Raw genomic sequence first — 17,945 nt, 5'->3', positions numbered from 1 at the left:
GACGGCCCGGATATTCCCTGGGATAATCTCTAGCAGACAGCACCCCGAAACCGAGGACGTCATGCCCAAGTCGAAGGTCCGTAAGAAGACCGATTACACGATCAACCCTGCCAGCCGCACGCCTGTGCGCGTCAAGAGCGCGGGCCCGTCACCGGTCTGGTACGTCGCCATCATGCTGGGCTTCATGCTCGCCGGCCTGGCCTGGCTGCTGGTCTACTACCTGGCCAACGAGCAGATCGGCTGGATGAGCGATCTCGGAGCCTGGAACTTCCTGATCGGGTTCGGCCTCATGGTCGTCGGCCTGATCATGACCATGCGCTGGCGATGAGCTCCTTACACAGGTGTTATTCATACACATCTGTGGATGACCTTGTGGACAACTCGAGGAGGGAGTGGGGACAGTGACGACCGCCGATCCCTCCTCCCGACTCGCCTGGTCCACCCCGCCCGCCGCGCTCGCCGTCTGCGGGCTCGGCGGCGTCGTGCTGGCCGGGGCCGCGTTCCTGTCGAACGACAATGCCGCGCGCCTGCTCATCGGGCTCGCCGCGCTGGGCCTGCTGTTCCTGTGTTTCATGGGAGTGCGGCAGCGTCCCCGCCTGGAGATCGAACCCGGTGATCCGGTGCACGTCGTGGTGCGCGGGCTGGCCGGGCCGCAGCGCTACTCCCCCGCGCAGATCCTGCGCGTCCGCGTGGTCGGCTATCGGCGACTGGGTCGCCGCATGCCCATGCTGGAGATGGATGTGGATCACCACGGCGACGAGAAGCTCATCATCTTCGGCCGCTGGGATCTCGGCGCGCACCCCGAGGATGTCCTCGAAGTGCTGCGCATCCACCTCGCGCGCTAGTAGTAGGTCGGCGCGGCCAGCGCCGTGACCAGCACCGCCGCGATCGCTACGGCGGCCACCGCACCCCAGCCGATCCCGTAGGCCGTCTTCTGGCTGCGCGCACCCAACCAGCGCGGCAGGTAGATGAACCCGACCGCCGCGACCGTGCCGGCCAGCAGACCGCCCAGATGCGCCCACACCGAGATGCCCGGCACCGAGAACGTGATGATCAGGTTGATCACCAGCAGCACCAGGATCTGCGTCAGGTTCTGCCGCGTCCGCAGCATGACGATCGCGACCGCACCGAACAATCCGAAGATCGCACCCGACGCACCCGCCGACGCCGTCATCGGCGCCGACAGGGCGGTCACCGCCGCCGAACCACCCAGCAGGGCGGCCAGGTACAGGCTCAGATAGCGGGCGCGCCCGAAGGCCGCCTCACAGTAGGGGCCGATCACGTACAGCGCGAACATATTGGCCAGCAGGTGAATCGGCCCGATGTGCAGGAAACCGGAACCGATCACCCGCACCCAGTCGCCATTACCGACCGCGGCCGGCACCAGCACCCAATCCAGGAACAGGCTGGAGTACTTGTTGTTCATGACGCTGTGCGCCTGGAACGCGGTCGCCGCGAACACCAGCACATTGATCCCGATGAGCGCATAGGTCACCAGCGGCCGCGGCACCTGCGAAGTCTGGGTGGCGCCGGCCACCGTGCGGGCGGCGCGAGTGTCCTTGCGGCCCTGCTGGACACACTCCACACAGTGCTGGCCGACGGCGGCGGGGTGAGGCATTCCGGGCAGGCGGGCCGCCCGCACCGGGTGCAGCCCAGACCGGTGGCCCGGTCGGGGTGACGGAAGCAGGTCGGTGCGGGCGGTTGCGGGTTCATGCGAATTCTTTTCGGAGATGCCGGTTTTCGGGAGTGCCGGTCAGGAGATGGTGATGCTGTCGATCACGACCTCGTCCTTGGGACGGTCGTTGCGGTCGGTCGCGGTGGTGGCGATGGCGTCGACCACCTTGCGCGAATCCGGATCCACCACTTCACCGAAGATGGTGTGGCGGCGGTTCAGATGCGACTGCGCGCCGACGGTGATGAAGAACTGGGAGCCGTTGGTGGCCGGCCCGGCATTCGCCATGGCCAGCAGGTAGCCGCGGTCGAAGCGCAGGTCCGGGTGGAATTCGTCCTTGAACTCGTAGCCGGGGCCGCCACGCCCGGTGCCGGTCGGGTCGCCGCCCTGAATCATGAAGCCGTCGATCACGCGGTGGAAGACGGCGCCGTCGTAGAACGGGCCGGAGTCGGTGCCCTGGGCGTTCTTCGTGGTGTAGGGCGCGGAACCGTCGGCCAGGCCGATGAAGTTGCGCACCGTGGCCGGGGCGTGGTTACCGAAAAGCGAGATCTTGATGTCGCCCTGGTTGGTGTGCAGAGTGGCGACGGCGGTCTGATTCGGTGAGGTCACGCGCCCAGGATATGTGCTGACCACCCCGTTACTGTTCAGCGACGCCTCCGTGACTACACAGCGACCGGATATCTGTGAGATTCTGCCCGAATTCGGGCACAAATGTTGGCGTAAAGGCTCCCGGCATGGCAGGTTCGGACGAGTGAATGACGGGGTCCCGGTCGAGCTGGTGCGGCACGTGGCAGCCTCCACGGGCCTGCCACCCGCCGTCGCGGCCCGCGTGGTCGCCGACGTCGTGGGCTACTTCGACGAGACCGCCGAACAGTTCGTGCGCCGCAGGCATGCCGAACTGCAACGCCGGCAGCTGCGCAATGCCGATATCTGGCAGCAGCTCGCCGCCGAACTGGCGGCCCGGCCGGTCGCGGCCCCCGACTTCACCGAACGGCAACTGCGCCGCATCGTCTACGGGTAGAGGAGTCCGCCGCGCAATGTGTGGAATCGTCGGATATATCGGGCATCGGGATGCCGTGCCGGTTCTGGTGGAAGGTCTGCACCGGCTGGAATACCGGGGCTACGACTCCGCCGGCCTGGCCGTACCGCACCGCGGCCGGCTGCGCATCACCAAGACCCAGGGCCGGGTACAAGACCTGCGCAACCGGGTCGACGCCGAGGGCGCGCGACTGCGCGGCACCGTCGGCATCGCCCACACCCGCTGGGCCACCCACGGTGAACCCAGCGATGTGAACGCGCACCCGCACACCGACGGCTCCGGCCGGATCGCCGTGGTGCACAACGGCATCGTCGAGAACGCCGAGCAACTGCGCGCCGCACTCACCGCGGACGGCGTGCGGTTCGTGTCCGACACCGATACCGAAGCCATCGCCCACCTCATCGCCGCCGCCCTCGACGACGCCGGCACCCTGGAGGACGCGGTCCGCGCCGCCCTGCACCGGGTCGAGGGCACCTACGGGCTGCTCGTCCTGGACGCGCGGCGGCCCGACGAACTGGTGGTGGCCCGCAACGGCAGCCCCATCGTGCTCGGCGTCGGCGACGGCGAAATGTTCGTCGCCTCCGATGTGGCCGCCCTCGTGCACCACACCCAGCGCGTGGTGTTCCTCGACGACGGCGAACTGGCCACCGTGCGCGCCGGCGAATTCCGCACCAGCACACTCGGACTCGACGCACAGCACACCGACAAGACGCCGACCACCATCGATATGGCGGCCGAGGACTACGCCCTCGGCGGCTATCCCGACTTCATGCGCAAGGAAATGGCCGAACAGCCCGACGCGGTGCGCCGCGCCCTGCGCGGCCGGCTCGACGAACGCTTCTCCACCGCGGTCCTCGGCGGCCTCAATATGGACGCGCGGGAACTGCGCGGCATCCGCAAGGTCGTGTTCCTGGGTTGCGGCTCCGCCTATTACGCGGGCCAGATCGGCGCCCAGCTGGTCGAGGAACTCGCGCGCATTCCCGCCACCGCGGAACCCGCCTCGGAATTCCGCTACCGCAATCCGGTCGTCGATCCGGATGCCCTGTACATCGCCATCAGTCAGTCCGGCGAAACCCTGGATACCCTTGCGGCCGTTCAGGAATTGCAGCGCAAGGGCGGCCGGGTCATCGGCGCGGTGAACGTGGTGGGCAGCGCCATCGCCCGCGAATGCGGCGCCGGCGTCTTCCTGCACGCCGGGCCGGAGGTATCGGTGGCGTCGACGAAGGCGCTCACCAATATGACCGTGTCCTTCGCCATGCTCGGGCTGGTGCTGGGCCGGGTGCGGGACCTGTCCGCCGCGGCGGGCGAGCGCATCGTGTCCGGACTGCGCGCGCTGCCGGAGGCCATCGAATCGGTCCTCGAAGCCGACGACCAGATCGCCGATGTCGCCGCCCGATATGCCAAGGCGCGCAGCATGTTCTTCGTCGGCCGGGTCCGCGCCTGGCCGGTGGCCCGGGAAGGCGCGCAGAAGCTGAAGGAGATCAGCTACATCCACGCCGAGGCGTACCAGGGCTCCGAACTCAAGCACGGCCCGCTGGCCCTGATCGACCCGGAAATGCCGAGCGTGGTGCTGGTTCCCAAGGACGAACTCCTGGCCAAGAACATCACCACCATCGAGCAGATCAAGGCCCGTGGCGGCCCGGTCATCGCCGTCACGAATACGGACCTTCCGGACGGCTTGGCGGACGCCGTGATTCGGGTCCCGGAGGTCGCGCCGGAACTGGACCCCATCATTCTCACGATTCCCCTGCAATTGCTGGCCTATCACACGGCCGTCGCACTGGACCGGGATGTGGACAAGCCCCGCAACCTCGCCAAGAGCGTGACCGTCGAGTAACAGGATTCACGCACCCTTTGGTGCACGAAACCGGTTGCTGTGCCACAGTGGTCGAATGGAGCTGGGGAGCATTCGAAACAAGGTCATCATCGCCGCCTTGCTCGCGGTTGTCGGCGGCATCATCACCGTGCTGGTGAGCAAGCGCCCACAGCTGCCCGCACCGGCCCCGGAGCCGCCGCGCCTGGGTTACTCGCGCAACGGCTCCGCACCGGAGCGGGATCTGTCAGCGGCTCACTGACCGCTGGTACTGCCGCACCGCCAACGGCACGAAGATCACCAGGATCACCGCGATCCAGATGAACGTCGTCGCCACCGGATGCTGCATGGACCAGACATCCGCGCTCGGCCCGAGCGGACTGGTGTTGCCGAACAGATTCCGGGTGGCCTGCGTGACCGCCGATACCGGATTCCATTCCGCGATAACCCGTAGCACCGTCGGCAGTTCCGAGGCCGGCACGAAGGTATTGGCGATGAAGGTGAGCGGGAAGATCACCATGAAGTTGGCATTGTTGTAGAGCTCGGGCGTCCGCACCAGCAGCCCGATCACCGCCAGGATCCACGACACCGCATAGGCGAACAACAGCAGCAGGATGTAGGCGAGCACGGCGTCGAAGAACGATCCGCGAATGCGCCAGCCCACCGCCAGTCCGGTCAGCGACATGACCACCAGGCTCACCACATTCATCACCATGTCGGCCACGGTGCGCCCGATGAGCACCGCCGCCGGCGCCATGGGCAGTGAGCGGAAGCGGTCGATGATGCCCTTCTGCATATCCTCGGCCAGGCTCAGGCCCGTATAGGTGGCGCCGAAAACCACGGTCTGGGCGAAGATTCCGGCGATCAGGAATTCGCGGTACGAGGTGCCCTGCAGCTTGATCGCCGATCCGAAGACATAGGCGAACAGCAGCACGAACATGATCGGCGAGAGCGTCGAGAAGACCAGCACATCCGGTACGCGCCGGATCTTGATGACATTCCGCTTGGTGATGGTCAGGCTGTCACTCACCAGCATGGCGAAGCGCTGTGCGGGCGAAGGCTTTTCGGCGACCGCGAGGGTGGCGCTCATCGGGTCGCACCGCCCACCGGCTGCTCGGCGGCCTTGGCGCCGTTGACCAGCTCGTCGGCCTCGTGGCCGGTGAGCGATAGGAACACATCGTCCAGTGATGGCCGGCGCAGCCCGACATCATGAATCGTCACTTCATGTTCGGCGAGCAGCCCGATCGCGTCCACCAGCGCCTGCGAGCCGTCCGCGACCGGGACGATGATCCGGCGCAGCCCCGGCTCCAGCCGAATCTCCCCCTGCGCCAAGCCTTCCAGCGCCCGCTGTGCGAGCGCGAGACTGTCCACATGATCGACGACGAGTTCGATGCGGTCGCCGCCGACCAGGGCCTTCAGCTCATCGGAGGTGCCTTCGGCGATGACCCTGCCGTGGTCGATGACGGCGATGGAATCGGCCAGCCGGTCGGCCTCCTCCATGTACTGGGTGGTCAGCAGCAGCGTGGTGCCGCCCGCCACCAATTCTTCGATGACATCCCAGAGATCGAGGCGCGCACGGGGATCCAGGCCCGTGGTGGGTTCGTCCAGGAACAGCACCGGCGGATTCGCGACCAGCGCGCCCGCCAGGTCCAGCCGCCGGCGCATACCGCCGGAATAACCCTTCACCGGCCGATCCGCGGCATCGGCGAGGCGGAAGCGGTCCAATAGTTCGCGGGCGCGATCCTTACTCCGCTGCGTCCCCATGTGATACAGCCGCCCGACCATTTCCAGGTTCTCGAAACCGGTGAGGTATTCGTCGACGGCGGCGTACTGACCGGAGGCGCCGATGCGGGAGCGCAGTAACTGCGGATCGTTCAGGACGTCCACGCCGGCGACCGTGGCGCGGCCGCCGTCGGGAACGAGCAAGGTGGTGAAAACACGGACCGCGGTCGTCTTCCCGGCGCCGTTGGGGCCGAGCAGGGCGGTGACCGTTCCTTCGGGGACCGAGAGGTCGAGTCCATCCAGTGCGGCGACTTTGCCGTACCGCTTGACCAGTCCCTCGGCGACTATTGCGTCGGGCATGACTCTCCTGATGTCTCGTGTAGGCGCAGCTGGCGGACAAGACCGGACTTCGCTGACCAGTATTCACCGACCGATTGGTCCTGGTCATCCGAATTCCAGTGCTACGAACACATGTTCGCACCGGGGTACGACACTTTTTCCTCAAAAAATCTTCGAACTCGGCGACCCGATAGCCACACAAAACCGTGTTGTCGCGTAGGATCGGTTCAGTCGGCCCCTCCCCCCCGGGCCGACCTTACGCGGGCCTCGGCTAACTCCCCCCCTTCGCCGAGGCCCGCCCCCATGTCCCGGGTAGGTTCACACCAAGGGGCGAATCACATTGCGGCGCAGCACATGCCCGTGCAGGCGGTTGATTCCCTTCACGCGCACGGTCGCCAGATTACGCAGTGAGAATTCCGGATCGTCCTCGATCGCCATGGCCGCACCGTCGTCGATCAAGACCGTTCCCGGCCGCGCCACACCCGTGAGCCGCGCCGCCACATTCACCACCGAACCGTAGAGATCACCGAACCGCTGCAGCACTTCGCCGTAGGCCAGACCCACCCGCAGTTCCTGCGTCACGCCGTGCGAGGCCGTCGCGGCCTCCTGCACCGCCAGCGCGATCCGCGCGCCCTCGGTGGCGGTGGTGGCGGCGAACATGACCTCGTCACCCACGTTCTTGATGACCCAGCCGCCATGGGCCACGATCGCATTGCTGGTCGCCGTCTCGAACGCCTCCAGCAGCGATGACAATTCCTCCGGCTCCAGGTGGCGGGTGAGCCGGGTGTAGCCGACCATGTCGGCGAACCCGATGGCGAGCACCCGCATGGTGTCCCCGGCGACCGCGCCCTCGTCCAGTGACCGGGCCAGCGCCGCGTCCAGATGCCGGCGGAAGGCGTACCGCTGCAAGGCCTCGAACTCGGTGATGACCTCTTCGGTCGCGACCCGGGCCAGCTCCTTCGGATCGGCGGTCGGATCCTCCTGGGTGCGGGCGGCGATCCGGGCCAGGATCTCCTCGGTCACCAGATCCACCTGCCACTCCGCCAGCCGCGCCATGGACCGGCCCAGCGTCCGCGCCGCCGTGGTCTGCCGGTGAATGTCCGCGCTGGCGAGCACATTCAAGCGGCTGAATCCCTTGGCGGCCTGGATGTCCGCGTCGGTGTACTCGACCGCGGCATCATCGGGATCGGCCGGGAAACCCAGTGACACCCACAGCCGGCGGGTCGCCGAATTGGGCAGCCCGCTCAGCTTCTCCACCTCACGCCGGTTGTATTTGCGCGGTCCGTCGAGCAGGTACGGCTCCACCACGGACTGCACCAGTTCGGAGATCTCAGCGGAAGCCATGATCGCCACCTTACGTCCGCGCCGCACCGGAAATCCGCCCCTTGTCCCGTGTCACAGGCCAGCGCTGTCGCATGTCACAAAGGATCGAGCCACCGCCGGTTTCACTGCACGATTCACGTGAAACCACGCTGCAATCTCACGCAGCCCGGCCGCGCACCCGAGCCCTCGGCCGGGCCCCCGCCAGCAGAGCTGCGATCGCTTCCGGTGACGCGTCGGGGAGCAGGTGATGTATCGCAAGCAAGCTCAACAGGAGCTCGCGGTCCTGCCCCGGTGGCAACTTCGACGCCGCGTCCTTCGCTGCCGCCGTCCGCTTGGAGTTCTCGACGGCCCGATCCAGGCGACCGAGGTTGTCCTGGACAACCCTTTCGAGATCACCGGCTCGTTTGTAGAACAGCGCGGTGATCCCGGAAGGGAGAACGTCACTGATTGCCGTGAAGATCGCGGTGTCCCGGCTACCGAAGATGGCAAGGGCGGCCGCGGTAAGGAGTACACCGATTCCGAGTACGCCGGATGTCAGATACGCCCAAAAGTAGATTCCGCTTTGCCGTTTGGCGGATTCGATGTGATCCAGGTACTGCCTGGCCTGTAGTGCGTCGATGCTGGGAGCAGGCCGTGGCACGGTCTCTCGGACGGCATCGCGCGCCGCCATCTCTTCGACACCGGCGCCGCGCATGTAGGCGACGACGTTGCACATGTCCGAGCGCGTCATACGCCATTGCTTGCCCGCACGAACGGCTGTGACTTCCCCAGCGACAATGCGGCGGCAGAGCCAGGCAGTCGACGGCGCGCCGGTGTACTCGCAGACCTGATCGAGGGAGAACGTCTCGAACTCGGCGGTCTTGGGCCTCATGCGACGCCGAACATCGCTCGGATCTGATCCATACAGATCAGATTAGTCATCCAATGGATCACTGACAATCGATCGATCTGTCCCATTTGGATCACAAATTGATCTGAAGGGGTTGCATGCTAGCCGGAATAGAACAGATACTGATCCACATGGACAACAAACAGGCGAACGCCGTCATCGGCGCGAACCTGCGCGGCCTGCGCGGGAAGCGCGGCTACAGTCGCGAAAAGTTGCACGACCTGTCCGGAGTACCGGTGATCACAATCAGGCGAATCGAGGGTGGCCTCCGAGCCGCCCCCGTCGATGTCCTCCTCGAGCTATGCAAGGCCCTGGGCGTCAATGCCGGCGACTTCCTCAATGCCGCCCAGGCTGAAATCGAGCAGGTCACCAGCGCGCAGGCCGGCGAGTGACGCAGCGACCAGCAGTTCGGACGCATCGAACGCGACCCTGCGGTCCAGACGGGCCCGTAGTCCTTTGGCGGACAGCCCGAGTGATCGCTCGACCTCAGCACGATCACGGCCACCCAGCCCACTGGTCAGTGCCGCAGTCGCCGACGTGCCCTGTATCCACCTCGTCGCCCCCGGCGGAAATCGACTCGATGAGCCCCGAAACACACCGCGGGCCAACGGAGGCAACTCCTTTCGAGGGGGCGTGTTCGAATTCCCTTCCGAAATCACGTGATTCAACGCTCCTCCGCACCCGAGAACCATGTCGACGCGCCAAGCCCCCCGACTTGGGCCGGTACGCCGAATTGACCTGCCGACCTCCCGGAAGCTAGGTCAACACCGCAAACAGTAGTACCCATATTTGGGCACTGCAATAAGGAGACGGGATAACCTCACGCCATGGATCGGGGCAGCCTCAACCGAGCGTTCGGACAGGAGCTACGAGATCGCAGAAAACTTGCTGGGATGACGGCCGAGCAGATGTGGACACGACTGCGATGGCGTCGTAACACGTACCGGCGCACCGAGTCCGGCGAACGGGACGTGACGCTGGCCGATGTCTTCGATGTTGCCGAGATCCTGAACATCTCCCCCACAACGATTTTCGCTGCCACCAAGAAGCGATGGCAGACTGGTGCGTATCCAAATCCGTCCGCAGGCGATGAATGGCGTGAAATCCTAGGATTGTGAGCGATTTGTCCAATTCGGCGCAGTGGGTCACTGAATTAGTCGCAATCTGTCACTGATGAATCGTACGATGCCGCTATGCTTTCCGCACTGTCCGTGCTGTCCGCCCTCGTGTGGTTGCTGCTCACGATTTGCGCGGTTCGGGTGCTGTACCTTCGTCAGGACTACTCGCTCCTCACTGGCGGCCTATGCGCGGTGGCGGTCGCATTCGTGCTCTACCTGCCGGGGGTCAATCGCGTCGTCGACCGGCAGTTAGCGGACGCTCCCCTCCATTTGGTGAACGTGGCACACCTGGGGCACATCCTGCTCACGCTTGCAGCATGGTGCGCACTCGGGCGGAGTGCGTTGAAGGTCTTCAAACGCGAACAAGACATCCCGGATTGGTTGCGTGGCGTCCTCGACCGCACCCGGCGCAGCGCATCGGCCTTCACGAACACCGTCATGTGGTGGTGGAACATCTCGAACGCCGTGACCGCGGCGGTGGTTCTGGTGCTGTGGTTTTCGAGCGACCTATCGCGAATCCCGGTGGACGACATGCTCGATCTGCACGATCCGAGTTCACGCGCGGTGGCTGTGCTCTATAGCGCGTGGGCTTTCGTCGGAGGGATCCTCGTCGTGACCGGCTCGCTCATCGGGTTGCGATCCGTCCGTGCCCCACGCCCCGCACTCTGGGTGACGCTCGGAATAGGCTGCTGCGGCATCGGATACGCCGCGACAGCCCTGGGCCTCGCTGCGATGGGCGGTACACCCCTCCTCCAGGCACACAGAGAGACCGTGATGGAGATCTGGGCCATCCCCGGCATGATCCTGCTGTCGATAGGGGGAACGGCCGCCATCGTCGCCAAGGCACGCGGCACCGCGACATCCAGGGTCGCCGACTAGGGCATCGGCCCGCCGGCGAACCGAGGGGCAGAAATGCGAAAAACCGCCCCGGAGGGCGGTTTCGGGCACAGGATGAGTAAAAGAGTGGAGCCTAGGGGAATCGAACCCCTAACCCCTGCCTTGCAAAGGCAGTGCTCTGCCAATTGAGCTAAGGCCCCGAACGGGATTCGTGAATCCCTGAGCTTTGATCAGCGGGTGGTGACCTCGTGCCAGAGGTCCGCGTCGCTGCGCTGGCGCAACTTGCTGATTCCGAAGATCACCGCGGCGACAATGCCGATCGTGAGGAGAAATTTCATGAATCCCACCCTACTGTGATGTTCGGGAGTGGGCCTAGGAGGACTTGAACCTCCGACCTCTTCGTTATCAGCGAAGCGCTCTAACCGCCTGAGCTATAGGCCCTCATCTTCGGCTCCGAGTGTGTCACTCGAACCGAGGCAGAAGATTACCGTACCGCACCGAAGATAACCAAAACGGCCGGTCAGAGGCCTGCAAACGCAGTCTCCGACCGGCCGTTCCGGATGCTGTTTTCTAGTCGGGATCGGCCAGCGTGACCTGGATGCCGCCGACCAGATCGGTGCACTGGTTGTAGACGAAAACGCCCACTGTGGAGAGGGCCGTCAACAACACGACATTGATGAGGCCGATGATGCCGGCGTAGCCGAACACCGTGCCCGCGTCGATGAGTGACGACGAGGAACTGTCCGACGACACCATGTCGGTGAAGGTGGAGTTCAGTCGCTCCCACACACCCATGCCCTCGAGCACGAGGTACAGCAGGCCGACGGCCAGCATCCACACGAAGAACAGCGCCACGCTGATCACCAGCGAGACCTTCAGCGTGGACCACGGATCGATGTGGCGCAGCTGCACGGTGGCCCGCAGCGGCTCACCGGTGGCGGCGGCCTGCGCGACCGCCGAGGGGGCGGACGGCGAGACCGGTCCGGCCGGCGGGATCGGCTCCGGCGGCGGCAGCGGATGCCGCATCTCGGACAGATCCGGCAGATCCTTGACCAATTCGGGGCGGGCGATGCTGCGGGTGGGTCCGTCGATGCCGACGGACTTCACCATGGCCGCTTCCTTGCGCGCGGCCTTGGCCGCCAGGTCGGCGGTCGTCCGGGCATTGGAGACGCCGGCGTTCAGACCGCCGCCGCCTCCTCCGCTGCTCAGACCGCCGCCGGGGCGGCCGGTGGTCGGGGCTTGGCCGGGCCGGTACAGGTTGGACTGGGGTTCCCGCTGCGGCAGCTGCGACCAGCCCCCTTCCTGATAGGGCGAACCACTCTGCTGCTCGTCACCCGACTCGGCTGCCGTGACCTCGTGCGCCTGCGCGTCGGCGAAATCGCCGGACTGGTCCGACATTTCGGGCGATTGCGGTGCACTGCCCTCGCCCGAACCCGTGCGCGGAATCGGCCGCGGCGGGATCGGAGACGGAGCAATTCTCTCGGTCACGCCATTGGCATGACCGCGCTGGTCATTCGGCTGATTCGTGGTCAATGGTGAATCCTTCGATCCGTTGTGCCGCCGCTGCTGTGGTGAAACTACTGCTTCGCCGAACCGCTGGTGTCATCTTCGGCAACCTGGTCGGGCTCATCCGCGTTCCGAGCGATCGCGAGCAACGTATCGTCCCCGCCCAGGTTCATCAACCGCACACCCTTGGTTTGGCGCCCGGCTTTTCGAACCTGGTTGGCCGCGGTGCGAATGACCCCGCCGCCGGACGTGATCGCGTACAGCTCATCCTCGTCGTTGACGATGAGCGCACCGACCAGACTGCCACGCTTCTCGTCGTACTGAATCGTCAGGACACCCTTGCCGCCGCGACCCTGCGCCGTGTACTCACCGATCGCGGTGCGCTTGGAGTACCCACCCGCCGTCGCGACAAGCAGATAGATGCCCTCTTCATCGCGAACGACATTGAGCGACAACAGCTGATCGTCGGCATTGAAACGCATGCCCTGCACGCCGGAGGTGGCGCGGCCCATCGGGCGCAGCACCTCGTCATTGGCGGAGAAGCGGATGGACTGGCCGTGCGCCGAGACGAGCAGCAGGTCGTCCTCCGCGGAACACAGTGCCGCGCCGACCAATTCGTCACCATCGCGCAGATTGACCGCCACGATGCCGCCCGTCCGGTTCGAATCGAAGTCGGTGAGCTTCGACTTCTTCACCAGGCCGTTGCGGGTCGCCAGCACCAGATACGGCGCATCCTCGTACGACGTCAGCTGAATGACCTGGGCGATCTTCTCGTCCGGCTGGAAGGCCAGCAGGTTCGCCACATGCTGACCGCGCGCCGTACGGTTCGCCTCCGGCAGCTCGTACGCCTTGGCCCGGTACACGCGACCCAGGTTGGTGAAGAACAACAGCCAATCGTGCGTGGACGTGATGAAGAAGTGGCTGACGATGTCGTCCTGCTTGAGACCCGCGCCCTGCACGCCCTTACCGCCACGCTTCTGCGAACGGTAGAGGTCGGTCTTGGTGCGCTTGGCGTAACCGGTCTCGGTGATGGTGACGACCACGTCCTCGCGGGCGATCAGATCCTCGTCCTGGACGTCGCCGTCCGCCGCGATGATCCGGGTGCGGCGATCGTCACCGTGCTTGTCGACGATCTCCTGCAGCTCGTCCCGCACGATCGAACGCTGCCGCTCCGGCTTCGCGAGAATGTCCTTCAGGTCCGCGATCTCGGCCTCGATCTTCGCCAACTCGTCGAGGATCTTCTGCCGCTCCAGCGCGGAGAGGCGACGCAGCTGCATATCGAGGATCGCGGTCGCCTGGATCTCGTCGATCTCCAGCAACTGCATCAGGCCGGTGCGCGCGGTCTCGGTATCGGCCGAACGGCGGATCAACGCGATCACGGCGTCCAGCTGATCGAGCGCCTTCACCAAGCCGCGCAGGATGTGGGCCCGCTCCTCGGCCTTACGCAGCAGGTACCTGGTCCGCCGGACGATCACTTCCAACTGGTGGGTGACGTACAGCCGGATCATCTGATCCAGGCGCAGCGTCCGCGGCACCCCGTCGACGATCGACAGCATGTTCGCGCCGAACGACGTCTGCAGCTGGGTGTGCTTGTAGAGGTTGTTCAGCACCACCTTCGCGATGGCGTCCCGCTTCACCGTCACCACGATGCGCATGCCCGCACGGTCCGAGGACTCGTCGTGGATATCGGAGATGCCGGCGATCTTGCCGTCCTTCACCTGCTCCGCGATCGCATTGATGAAGTTGTCGGTGTTGACCTGGTACGGCAGCTCGGTGATGACGATCGTCGTCCGGCCCCGGTTGTCCTCCTCGATCTCCACCACACCGCGCATGCGGATGGAACCGCGGCCGGTGGTGTAGGCGTCGTGGATGCCCTGGGTGCCGACGATCAGGCCGGAGGTCGGGAAGTCCGGGCCCTTCACGCGTTCCATGCACGCCGCGAGGGTGGCTTCCTCATCGGCCTCGTAATTGTCGAGGGCCCAGTAGATGGCCTCGGCCAGCTCGGTGAGGTTGTGCGGCGGAATGTTCGTCGCCATACCGACGGCAATACCGTTGGAGCCGTTCATGAGCAGCGCGGGCACCCGCGCCGGCAGCACGACCGGTTCCTGCGTCTTACCGTCGTAGTTCGGGACGAAATCGACCGTCTCGTGGTCGATTTCGCGCAGCATCTCCATGGCCAGCGGCGTCAGCCGGCACTCGGTGTAACGCATGGCGGCCGCACCGTCATTACCGCGCGAACCGAAGTTGCCCTGGCCGTCGACCAGCGGATACCGCAGCGACCACGGCTGCGCCATACGCACCAGGGTGTCGTAGATGGCCGTATCGCCGTGCGGGTGGTAGTTACCCATGGTGTCGGCGACCGGGCGCGCGGACTTCACGTAACCGCGGTCGGGCCGATAACCGTTGTCGTACATCGCGTACAGGATCCGGCGGTGCACCGGCTTCATGCCGTCCCGCACCTCGGGCAGCGCTCGTCCCACGATCACGCTCATGGCGTAGTCGATGTAGGAGTTCTGCATCTCCTGCTGGATATCGACCGGCTCGATGCGGTCGCCGCCCGACGGCGGAAGTTCGGTCTCAGTCATGAATTGGTCTCCGTAGGAAGTCTTTTGGTGGTCCGATGACGCGGCTGGGCAGCGAGGTGGGGGTCAGGGGTTCGATTCCCCTAGCCCCCACTCGGCTCCGCTACACGTCGAGGAACCGCACGTCCTTGGCATTGCGAGTGATGAAGCTGCGCCGCGCCTCCACGTCCTCACCCATGAGGATGGAGAAGAGCTCGTCGGCGGCCGCGGCGTCGTCGAGGGTGACCAGGCGCAGCACCCGGACGGCCGGGTCCATGGTGGTCTCCCACAGCTCCTTGGCATTCATCTCGCCGAGACCCTTGTAGCGCTGGACGCCGTCGTCCTTGTTGATCTTCTTGCCGGCGGCCAGGCCGCGCTCCATCAGTCCGTCGCGCTCGCGGTCCGAGTAGGCGAACTCGGGCTCGCTGCGCTGCCACTTCAGCTTGTACAGCGGCGGCTGCGCGAGATACACGTGCCCCTGCTCGACCAGCGGCCGCATGAAACGGAACAGCAGGGTCAGCAGCAGCGTCGAGATGTGCTGGCCGTCGACGTCGGCGTCGGCCATCAGCACGATCTTGTGATACCGCAGCTTGGCGATATCGAACTCGTCGTGGATACCGGTGCCGAAGGCCGTGATGATCGACTGGACCTCGTTGTTCTTGAGGACGCGGTCGATCCGCGACTTCTCCACATTGATGATCTTGCCGCGCAGCGGCAGGATCGCCTGGTACATCGAGTCGCGGCCGGACTTGGCCGAACCACCGGCGGAGTCGCCCTCGACGATGTAGATCTCGGACTTGCTCGGATCCTTGGAGCGGCAGTCGGCGAGCTTGCCCGGCAGGCCACCGATATCGGTAGCGGACTTGCGCCGCACCAGCTCTCGCGCCTTACGCGCCGCGACACGGGCCTGCGCCGACGAAACCGCCTTCTGCACAATGGTCTTCGCATCGGCCGGATTGGCCTCGAACCAGTGCGAGATGTGCTCGTTGCAGGTGCGCTGGACGAACGACTTCACCTCGGTATTGCCGAGCTTGGTCTTGGTCTGCCCCTCGAACTGCGGATCGGCGATCTTCACGCTCACGATGGCGGCCAGGCCCTCGCGGATGTCGTCACCGGTGAGGTTCGCGTCCTTCTCCTTGAGAAGCTTCTTGTCCTTCGCGTACTTGTTCACCACGGTGGTGAGCGCCGCGCGGAAGCCTTCCTCGTGCGTGCCGCCCTCGTGGGTGTTGATGGTGTTGGCGAAGGTGTGCACCGACTCGGAGTAGCCCGAGTTCCACTGCATCGCGACCTCGACCTCGTGACCGGTGCCCTTGCCGGTGAAGGACATGATCGAGTTGTGGATCGGCTGCTTGGTGCGGTTGATGTGCTTGACGAAGTCCTCGAGCCCGCCCGGGTAGTGGTAGGTGCGGGTCTTCACCTTCGGCGTGGCGGCCCGCGCGGTCTCGTCGGCGTGCTTGGGCGCCTCGGCGGTCTCGCTGACCACCTCGTCGGTGATGTCGGTATCGCTGATGCGCTGATCGGTCAGCGTGATGGTGAGTCCCTTGTTCAGGAACGCCATCTCCTGCAGGCGCCGCGCCACCGTCTCGAAGCTGAAGGTGGTGGTCTCGAAGATCTCCGGATCCGGCCAGAACCGGATGGTGGTGCCGGTGCGCTTGGTGGGCTGACCCTGGATCAGCTTGCCGGGCTTGGAGTCCTTGTACTCCTGGGTCCAGTGGGAGCCGTCGGTGTCGACCTCCGCCTCGAGGCGGGAGGACAGCGCGTTCACCACCGAGATGCCGACGCCGTGCAGACCGCCGGAGACGGCATAGGATTCGCCGTCGAACTTACCGCCGGCGTGCAGCTGGGTCATGACCACCTCGATGGTGGGCACGCCCTGCGCGTGCATGGCGACCGGGATACCGCGGCCGTCGTCGACGACCTCGACACCGCCGTCGGCGAGCATGGTGACATCGACGCGCGAGGCGTACCCGGCCATCGCCTCGTCGACCGAGTTGTCGACGACCTCCCAGATCAGGTGGTGCAGACCGCGCTCACCCGTGGAACCGATGTACATACCGGGGCGCTTGCGCACCGCTTCGAGACCCTCGAGGACGGTGATGGAGTCGGCACCGTACGTCTGCTTGCCTTGCGTGGGCTGGGTCGAGCCGTCTGCATTGGAGTCCATGGCAGCCACTGGTCGGTAGCTCTCCTTACTTGCTGATCCTCCCGGCACAGTGAACGGCACACGTCGGGCCCTCTTGGCATGTCTGCTCGAGAGTTACGGGGCCCCACGCGCGGGCGCTGCGGAACGCGCCGGGAGGTATCGCCGCTAGTTACTCCACCATCCTACTGGTACGACCCGCACAGAATGCACCTATGACACCCCTGAGCGACCCGTACGGGAGTGAAATCGACCATCAACGTGTCCGGCCATAGGCGCGGGGGGTCCCGGTAGCTTCAGCGGGCACTCACGCGGGTCGCCGGAAACCGATAGCGACAGGGTTCGCGGCGATCATCGTGGTTCCACGTGAAACAGGTCGGCCGACCAGCATCGACGGGCTACCCGTAAGTGTCGCGCGGACCTCTGCCCTTGATGTGCCGCTCACCCTTGCGCCAGCTGGGCGCCGTCGGGCCATTGATGCGCAACTGGGTCACCACGTTGTTGCCCACCGCCGCCGCGATCTTGGCCAGAATCTGCGACTGGAACATGCGTAGCTGCGTCGCCCAGGCCGTCGACTCGGCCTGAATGCTCAGCACGCCGTTCTCCAGCGAGACCGGCTGCGCATGCGAGGCGATGTCCTCACCGACCACGTCCGACCAGCGGCCGAACACCGTGCCCTCGGCTACTTTCCCCGACCAGCCGCGGCCCTTCGCCAGCGACATGGCCAGCGACGACAACAGCTGCGGATCACGTTCGTCCGGACCCGCACCGGACCAGCCACTGCGCCGGCGCAGCGCCCGCACTCCGCCCTTGCGCGGCGAGGCCCGGCCCTGGCCGACGGACTTCCCGGCCGCGCGGGCCGCGGCCCGCGCCTCCTCGAGAGCTCGCCGCGCGAGATCCACCCCGCGCAGTTCGGGCTCCGGGCCCGCGGCACCGGAATCGGTGTTTTCCGGCTGGTCAGCCATCGGCAACCTCTCTCCGTCCGG

Annotated in this window: 19 protein-coding genes and 2 tRNA genes; 8 read left to right on the top strand and 13 right to left on the bottom strand. The window is 65.7% G+C overall.

Translation table 11 applies throughout. The features are described from left to right. Positions 1-61: 61 nt before the first annotated feature. Both crgA and ACIP5Y_RS32560 read left to right on the top strand, forming a co-directional pair. Positions 62-328: a cell division protein CrgA gene (crgA, locus tag ACIP5Y_RS32565; protein ID WP_397007981.1), complete on the top strand. Its 267-nt coding sequence runs from the start codon at positions 62-64 to the stop codon at positions 326-328. A gap of 73 nt (positions 329-401) precedes the next feature. Further along, complete coding sequence (locus ACIP5Y_RS32560; RefSeq protein ID WP_400356004.1) at positions 402-845, top strand: PH domain-containing protein; 444 nt, start codon at positions 402-404, stop codon at positions 843-845. Here ACIP5Y_RS32560 and ACIP5Y_RS32555 read toward each other — a convergent pair. After that, on the bottom strand, positions 842-1,618 hold the full coding sequence (locus tag ACIP5Y_RS32555) for a rhomboid family intramembrane serine protease (protein WP_400356002.1): 777 nt from the start codon (positions 1,616-1,618) through the stop codon (positions 842-844). The two genes, ACIP5Y_RS32560 and ACIP5Y_RS32555, sit on opposite strands and share 4 nt — an antisense overlap. Before the next feature lie 135 nt (positions 1,619-1,753). Beyond that, complete coding sequence (locus ACIP5Y_RS32550) at positions 1,754-2,281, bottom strand: peptidylprolyl isomerase (protein ID WP_400356001.1); 528 nt, start codon at positions 2,279-2,281, stop codon at positions 1,754-1,756. Positions 2,282-2,423: 142 nt separating this feature from the next. Between ACIP5Y_RS32550 and ACIP5Y_RS32545 the strand changes: the two genes are divergently transcribed. Genes ACIP5Y_RS32545 through ACIP5Y_RS32535 form a run of 3 tightly spaced genes read left to right on the top strand, consistent with a single transcriptional unit; the run spans position 2,424 to position 4,786 of the window. Next, the gene (locus ACIP5Y_RS32545; protein WP_397007973.1) at positions 2,424-2,693 is read left to right on the top strand and encodes a hypothetical protein; all 270 of its coding nucleotides are present in this window, start codon (positions 2,424-2,426) and stop codon (positions 2,691-2,693) included. Positions 2,694-2,709: 16 nt separating this feature from the next. Then, positions 2,710-4,548, top strand: coding sequence for a glutamine--fructose-6-phosphate transaminase (isomerizing) (gene glmS, locus ACIP5Y_RS32540; RefSeq protein WP_400355999.1), 1,839 nt, complete (start codon positions 2,710-2,712; stop codon positions 4,546-4,548). A gap of 55 nt (positions 4,549-4,603) precedes the next feature. Beyond that, a complete protein-coding gene (locus ACIP5Y_RS32535) occupies positions 4,604-4,786 on the top strand; it encodes a hypothetical protein (protein WP_400355997.1) in 183 nt (60 codons plus the stop codon). Here the strand turns inward: ACIP5Y_RS32535 and ACIP5Y_RS32530 are convergent. The 4 genes from ACIP5Y_RS32530 to ACIP5Y_RS32515 form a co-directional block, all read right to left on the bottom strand. Next, the gene (locus tag ACIP5Y_RS32530; protein WP_400355995.1) at positions 4,772-5,614 is read right to left on the bottom strand and encodes an ABC transporter permease; all 843 of its coding nucleotides are present in this window, start codon (positions 5,612-5,614) and stop codon (positions 4,772-4,774) included. The genes ACIP5Y_RS32535 and ACIP5Y_RS32530 overlap by 15 nt on opposite strands. Then, positions 5,611-6,606: an ATP-binding cassette domain-containing protein gene (locus tag ACIP5Y_RS32525; protein ID WP_400355993.1), complete on the bottom strand. Its 996-nt coding sequence runs from the start codon at positions 6,604-6,606 to the stop codon at positions 5,611-5,613. The genes ACIP5Y_RS32530 and ACIP5Y_RS32525 overlap by 4 nt, the downstream gene beginning before the upstream one ends. 297 nt (positions 6,607-6,903) lie before the next feature. Then, entirely contained in the window at positions 6,904-7,932 is a 1,029-nt protein-coding gene (locus tag ACIP5Y_RS32520) for an adenylate/guanylate cyclase domain-containing protein (RefSeq protein WP_400356916.1), read from the bottom strand. A gap of 133 nt (positions 7,933-8,065) precedes the next feature. Beyond that, positions 8,066-8,779, bottom strand: a complete 714-nt coding sequence (locus ACIP5Y_RS32515) for a hypothetical protein (RefSeq protein WP_400355991.1) — start codon at positions 8,777-8,779, stop codon at positions 8,066-8,068. Between the two features lie 149 nt (positions 8,780-8,928). On the opposite strand from ACIP5Y_RS32515, the gene ACIP5Y_RS32510 reads away from it, so the two are divergent. From ACIP5Y_RS32510 to ACIP5Y_RS32500, 3 genes are all read left to right on the top strand, one after another. After that, complete coding sequence (locus ACIP5Y_RS32510) at positions 8,929-9,189, top strand: helix-turn-helix domain-containing protein (protein WP_400355989.1); 261 nt, start codon at positions 8,929-8,931, stop codon at positions 9,187-9,189. A 435-nt stretch (positions 9,190-9,624) separates the two neighbouring features. After that, on the top strand, positions 9,625-9,915 hold the full coding sequence (locus ACIP5Y_RS32505) for a helix-turn-helix domain-containing protein (protein WP_400355987.1): 291 nt from the start codon (positions 9,625-9,627) through the stop codon (positions 9,913-9,915). A 75-nt stretch (positions 9,916-9,990) separates the two neighbouring features. Further along, complete coding sequence (locus ACIP5Y_RS32500; RefSeq protein ID WP_400355985.1) at positions 9,991-10,794, top strand: hypothetical protein; 804 nt, start codon at positions 9,991-9,993, stop codon at positions 10,792-10,794. A gap of 85 nt (positions 10,795-10,879) precedes the next feature. On the opposite strand, the gene ACIP5Y_RS32495 is transcribed toward ACIP5Y_RS32500, so the two are convergent. The 7 genes from ACIP5Y_RS32495 to ACIP5Y_RS32465 form a co-directional block, all read right to left on the bottom strand. Next, positions 10,880-10,952, bottom strand: a tRNA-Ala gene (locus ACIP5Y_RS32495). A 30-nt stretch (positions 10,953-10,982) separates the two neighbouring features. Beyond that, the gene (locus ACIP5Y_RS32490; RefSeq protein WP_355125342.1) at positions 10,983-11,090 is read right to left on the bottom strand and encodes a DLW-39 family protein; all 108 of its coding nucleotides are present in this window, start codon (positions 11,088-11,090) and stop codon (positions 10,983-10,985) included. Between the two features lie 29 nt (positions 11,091-11,119). Then, positions 11,120-11,193, bottom strand: a tRNA-Ile gene (locus tag ACIP5Y_RS32485). Positions 11,194-11,322: 129 nt separating this feature from the next. Beyond that, positions 11,323-12,150: a DUF3566 domain-containing protein gene (locus tag ACIP5Y_RS32480; protein ID WP_400355983.1), complete on the bottom strand. Its 828-nt coding sequence runs from the start codon at positions 12,148-12,150 to the stop codon at positions 11,323-11,325. Positions 12,151-12,329: 179 nt separating this feature from the next. Continuing rightward, the gene (gene gyrA / locus ACIP5Y_RS32475) at positions 12,330-14,843 is read right to left on the bottom strand and encodes a DNA gyrase subunit A (protein ID WP_400355981.1); all 2,514 of its coding nucleotides are present in this window, start codon (positions 14,841-14,843) and stop codon (positions 12,330-12,332) included. 100 nt (positions 14,844-14,943) lie between these two features. Beyond that, the gene (gene gyrB / locus ACIP5Y_RS32470) at positions 14,944-16,983 is read right to left on the bottom strand and encodes a DNA topoisomerase (ATP-hydrolyzing) subunit B (RefSeq protein ID WP_400355979.1); all 2,040 of its coding nucleotides are present in this window, start codon (positions 16,981-16,983) and stop codon (positions 14,944-14,946) included. 374 nt (positions 16,984-17,357) lie between these two features. Beyond that, positions 17,358-17,924, bottom strand: coding sequence for a DUF721 family protein (locus ACIP5Y_RS32465; protein WP_400355977.1), 567 nt, complete (start codon positions 17,922-17,924; stop codon positions 17,358-17,360). Positions 17,925-17,945 lie beyond the last annotated feature (21 nt).

This window comes from Nocardia sp. NPDC088792, assembly GCF_044750615.1.
Taxonomy (GTDB): Bacteria; Actinomycetota; Actinomycetes; order Mycobacteriales; family Mycobacteriaceae; genus Nocardia.
This window is presented reverse-complemented; position numbering and strand designations above follow the sequence as displayed.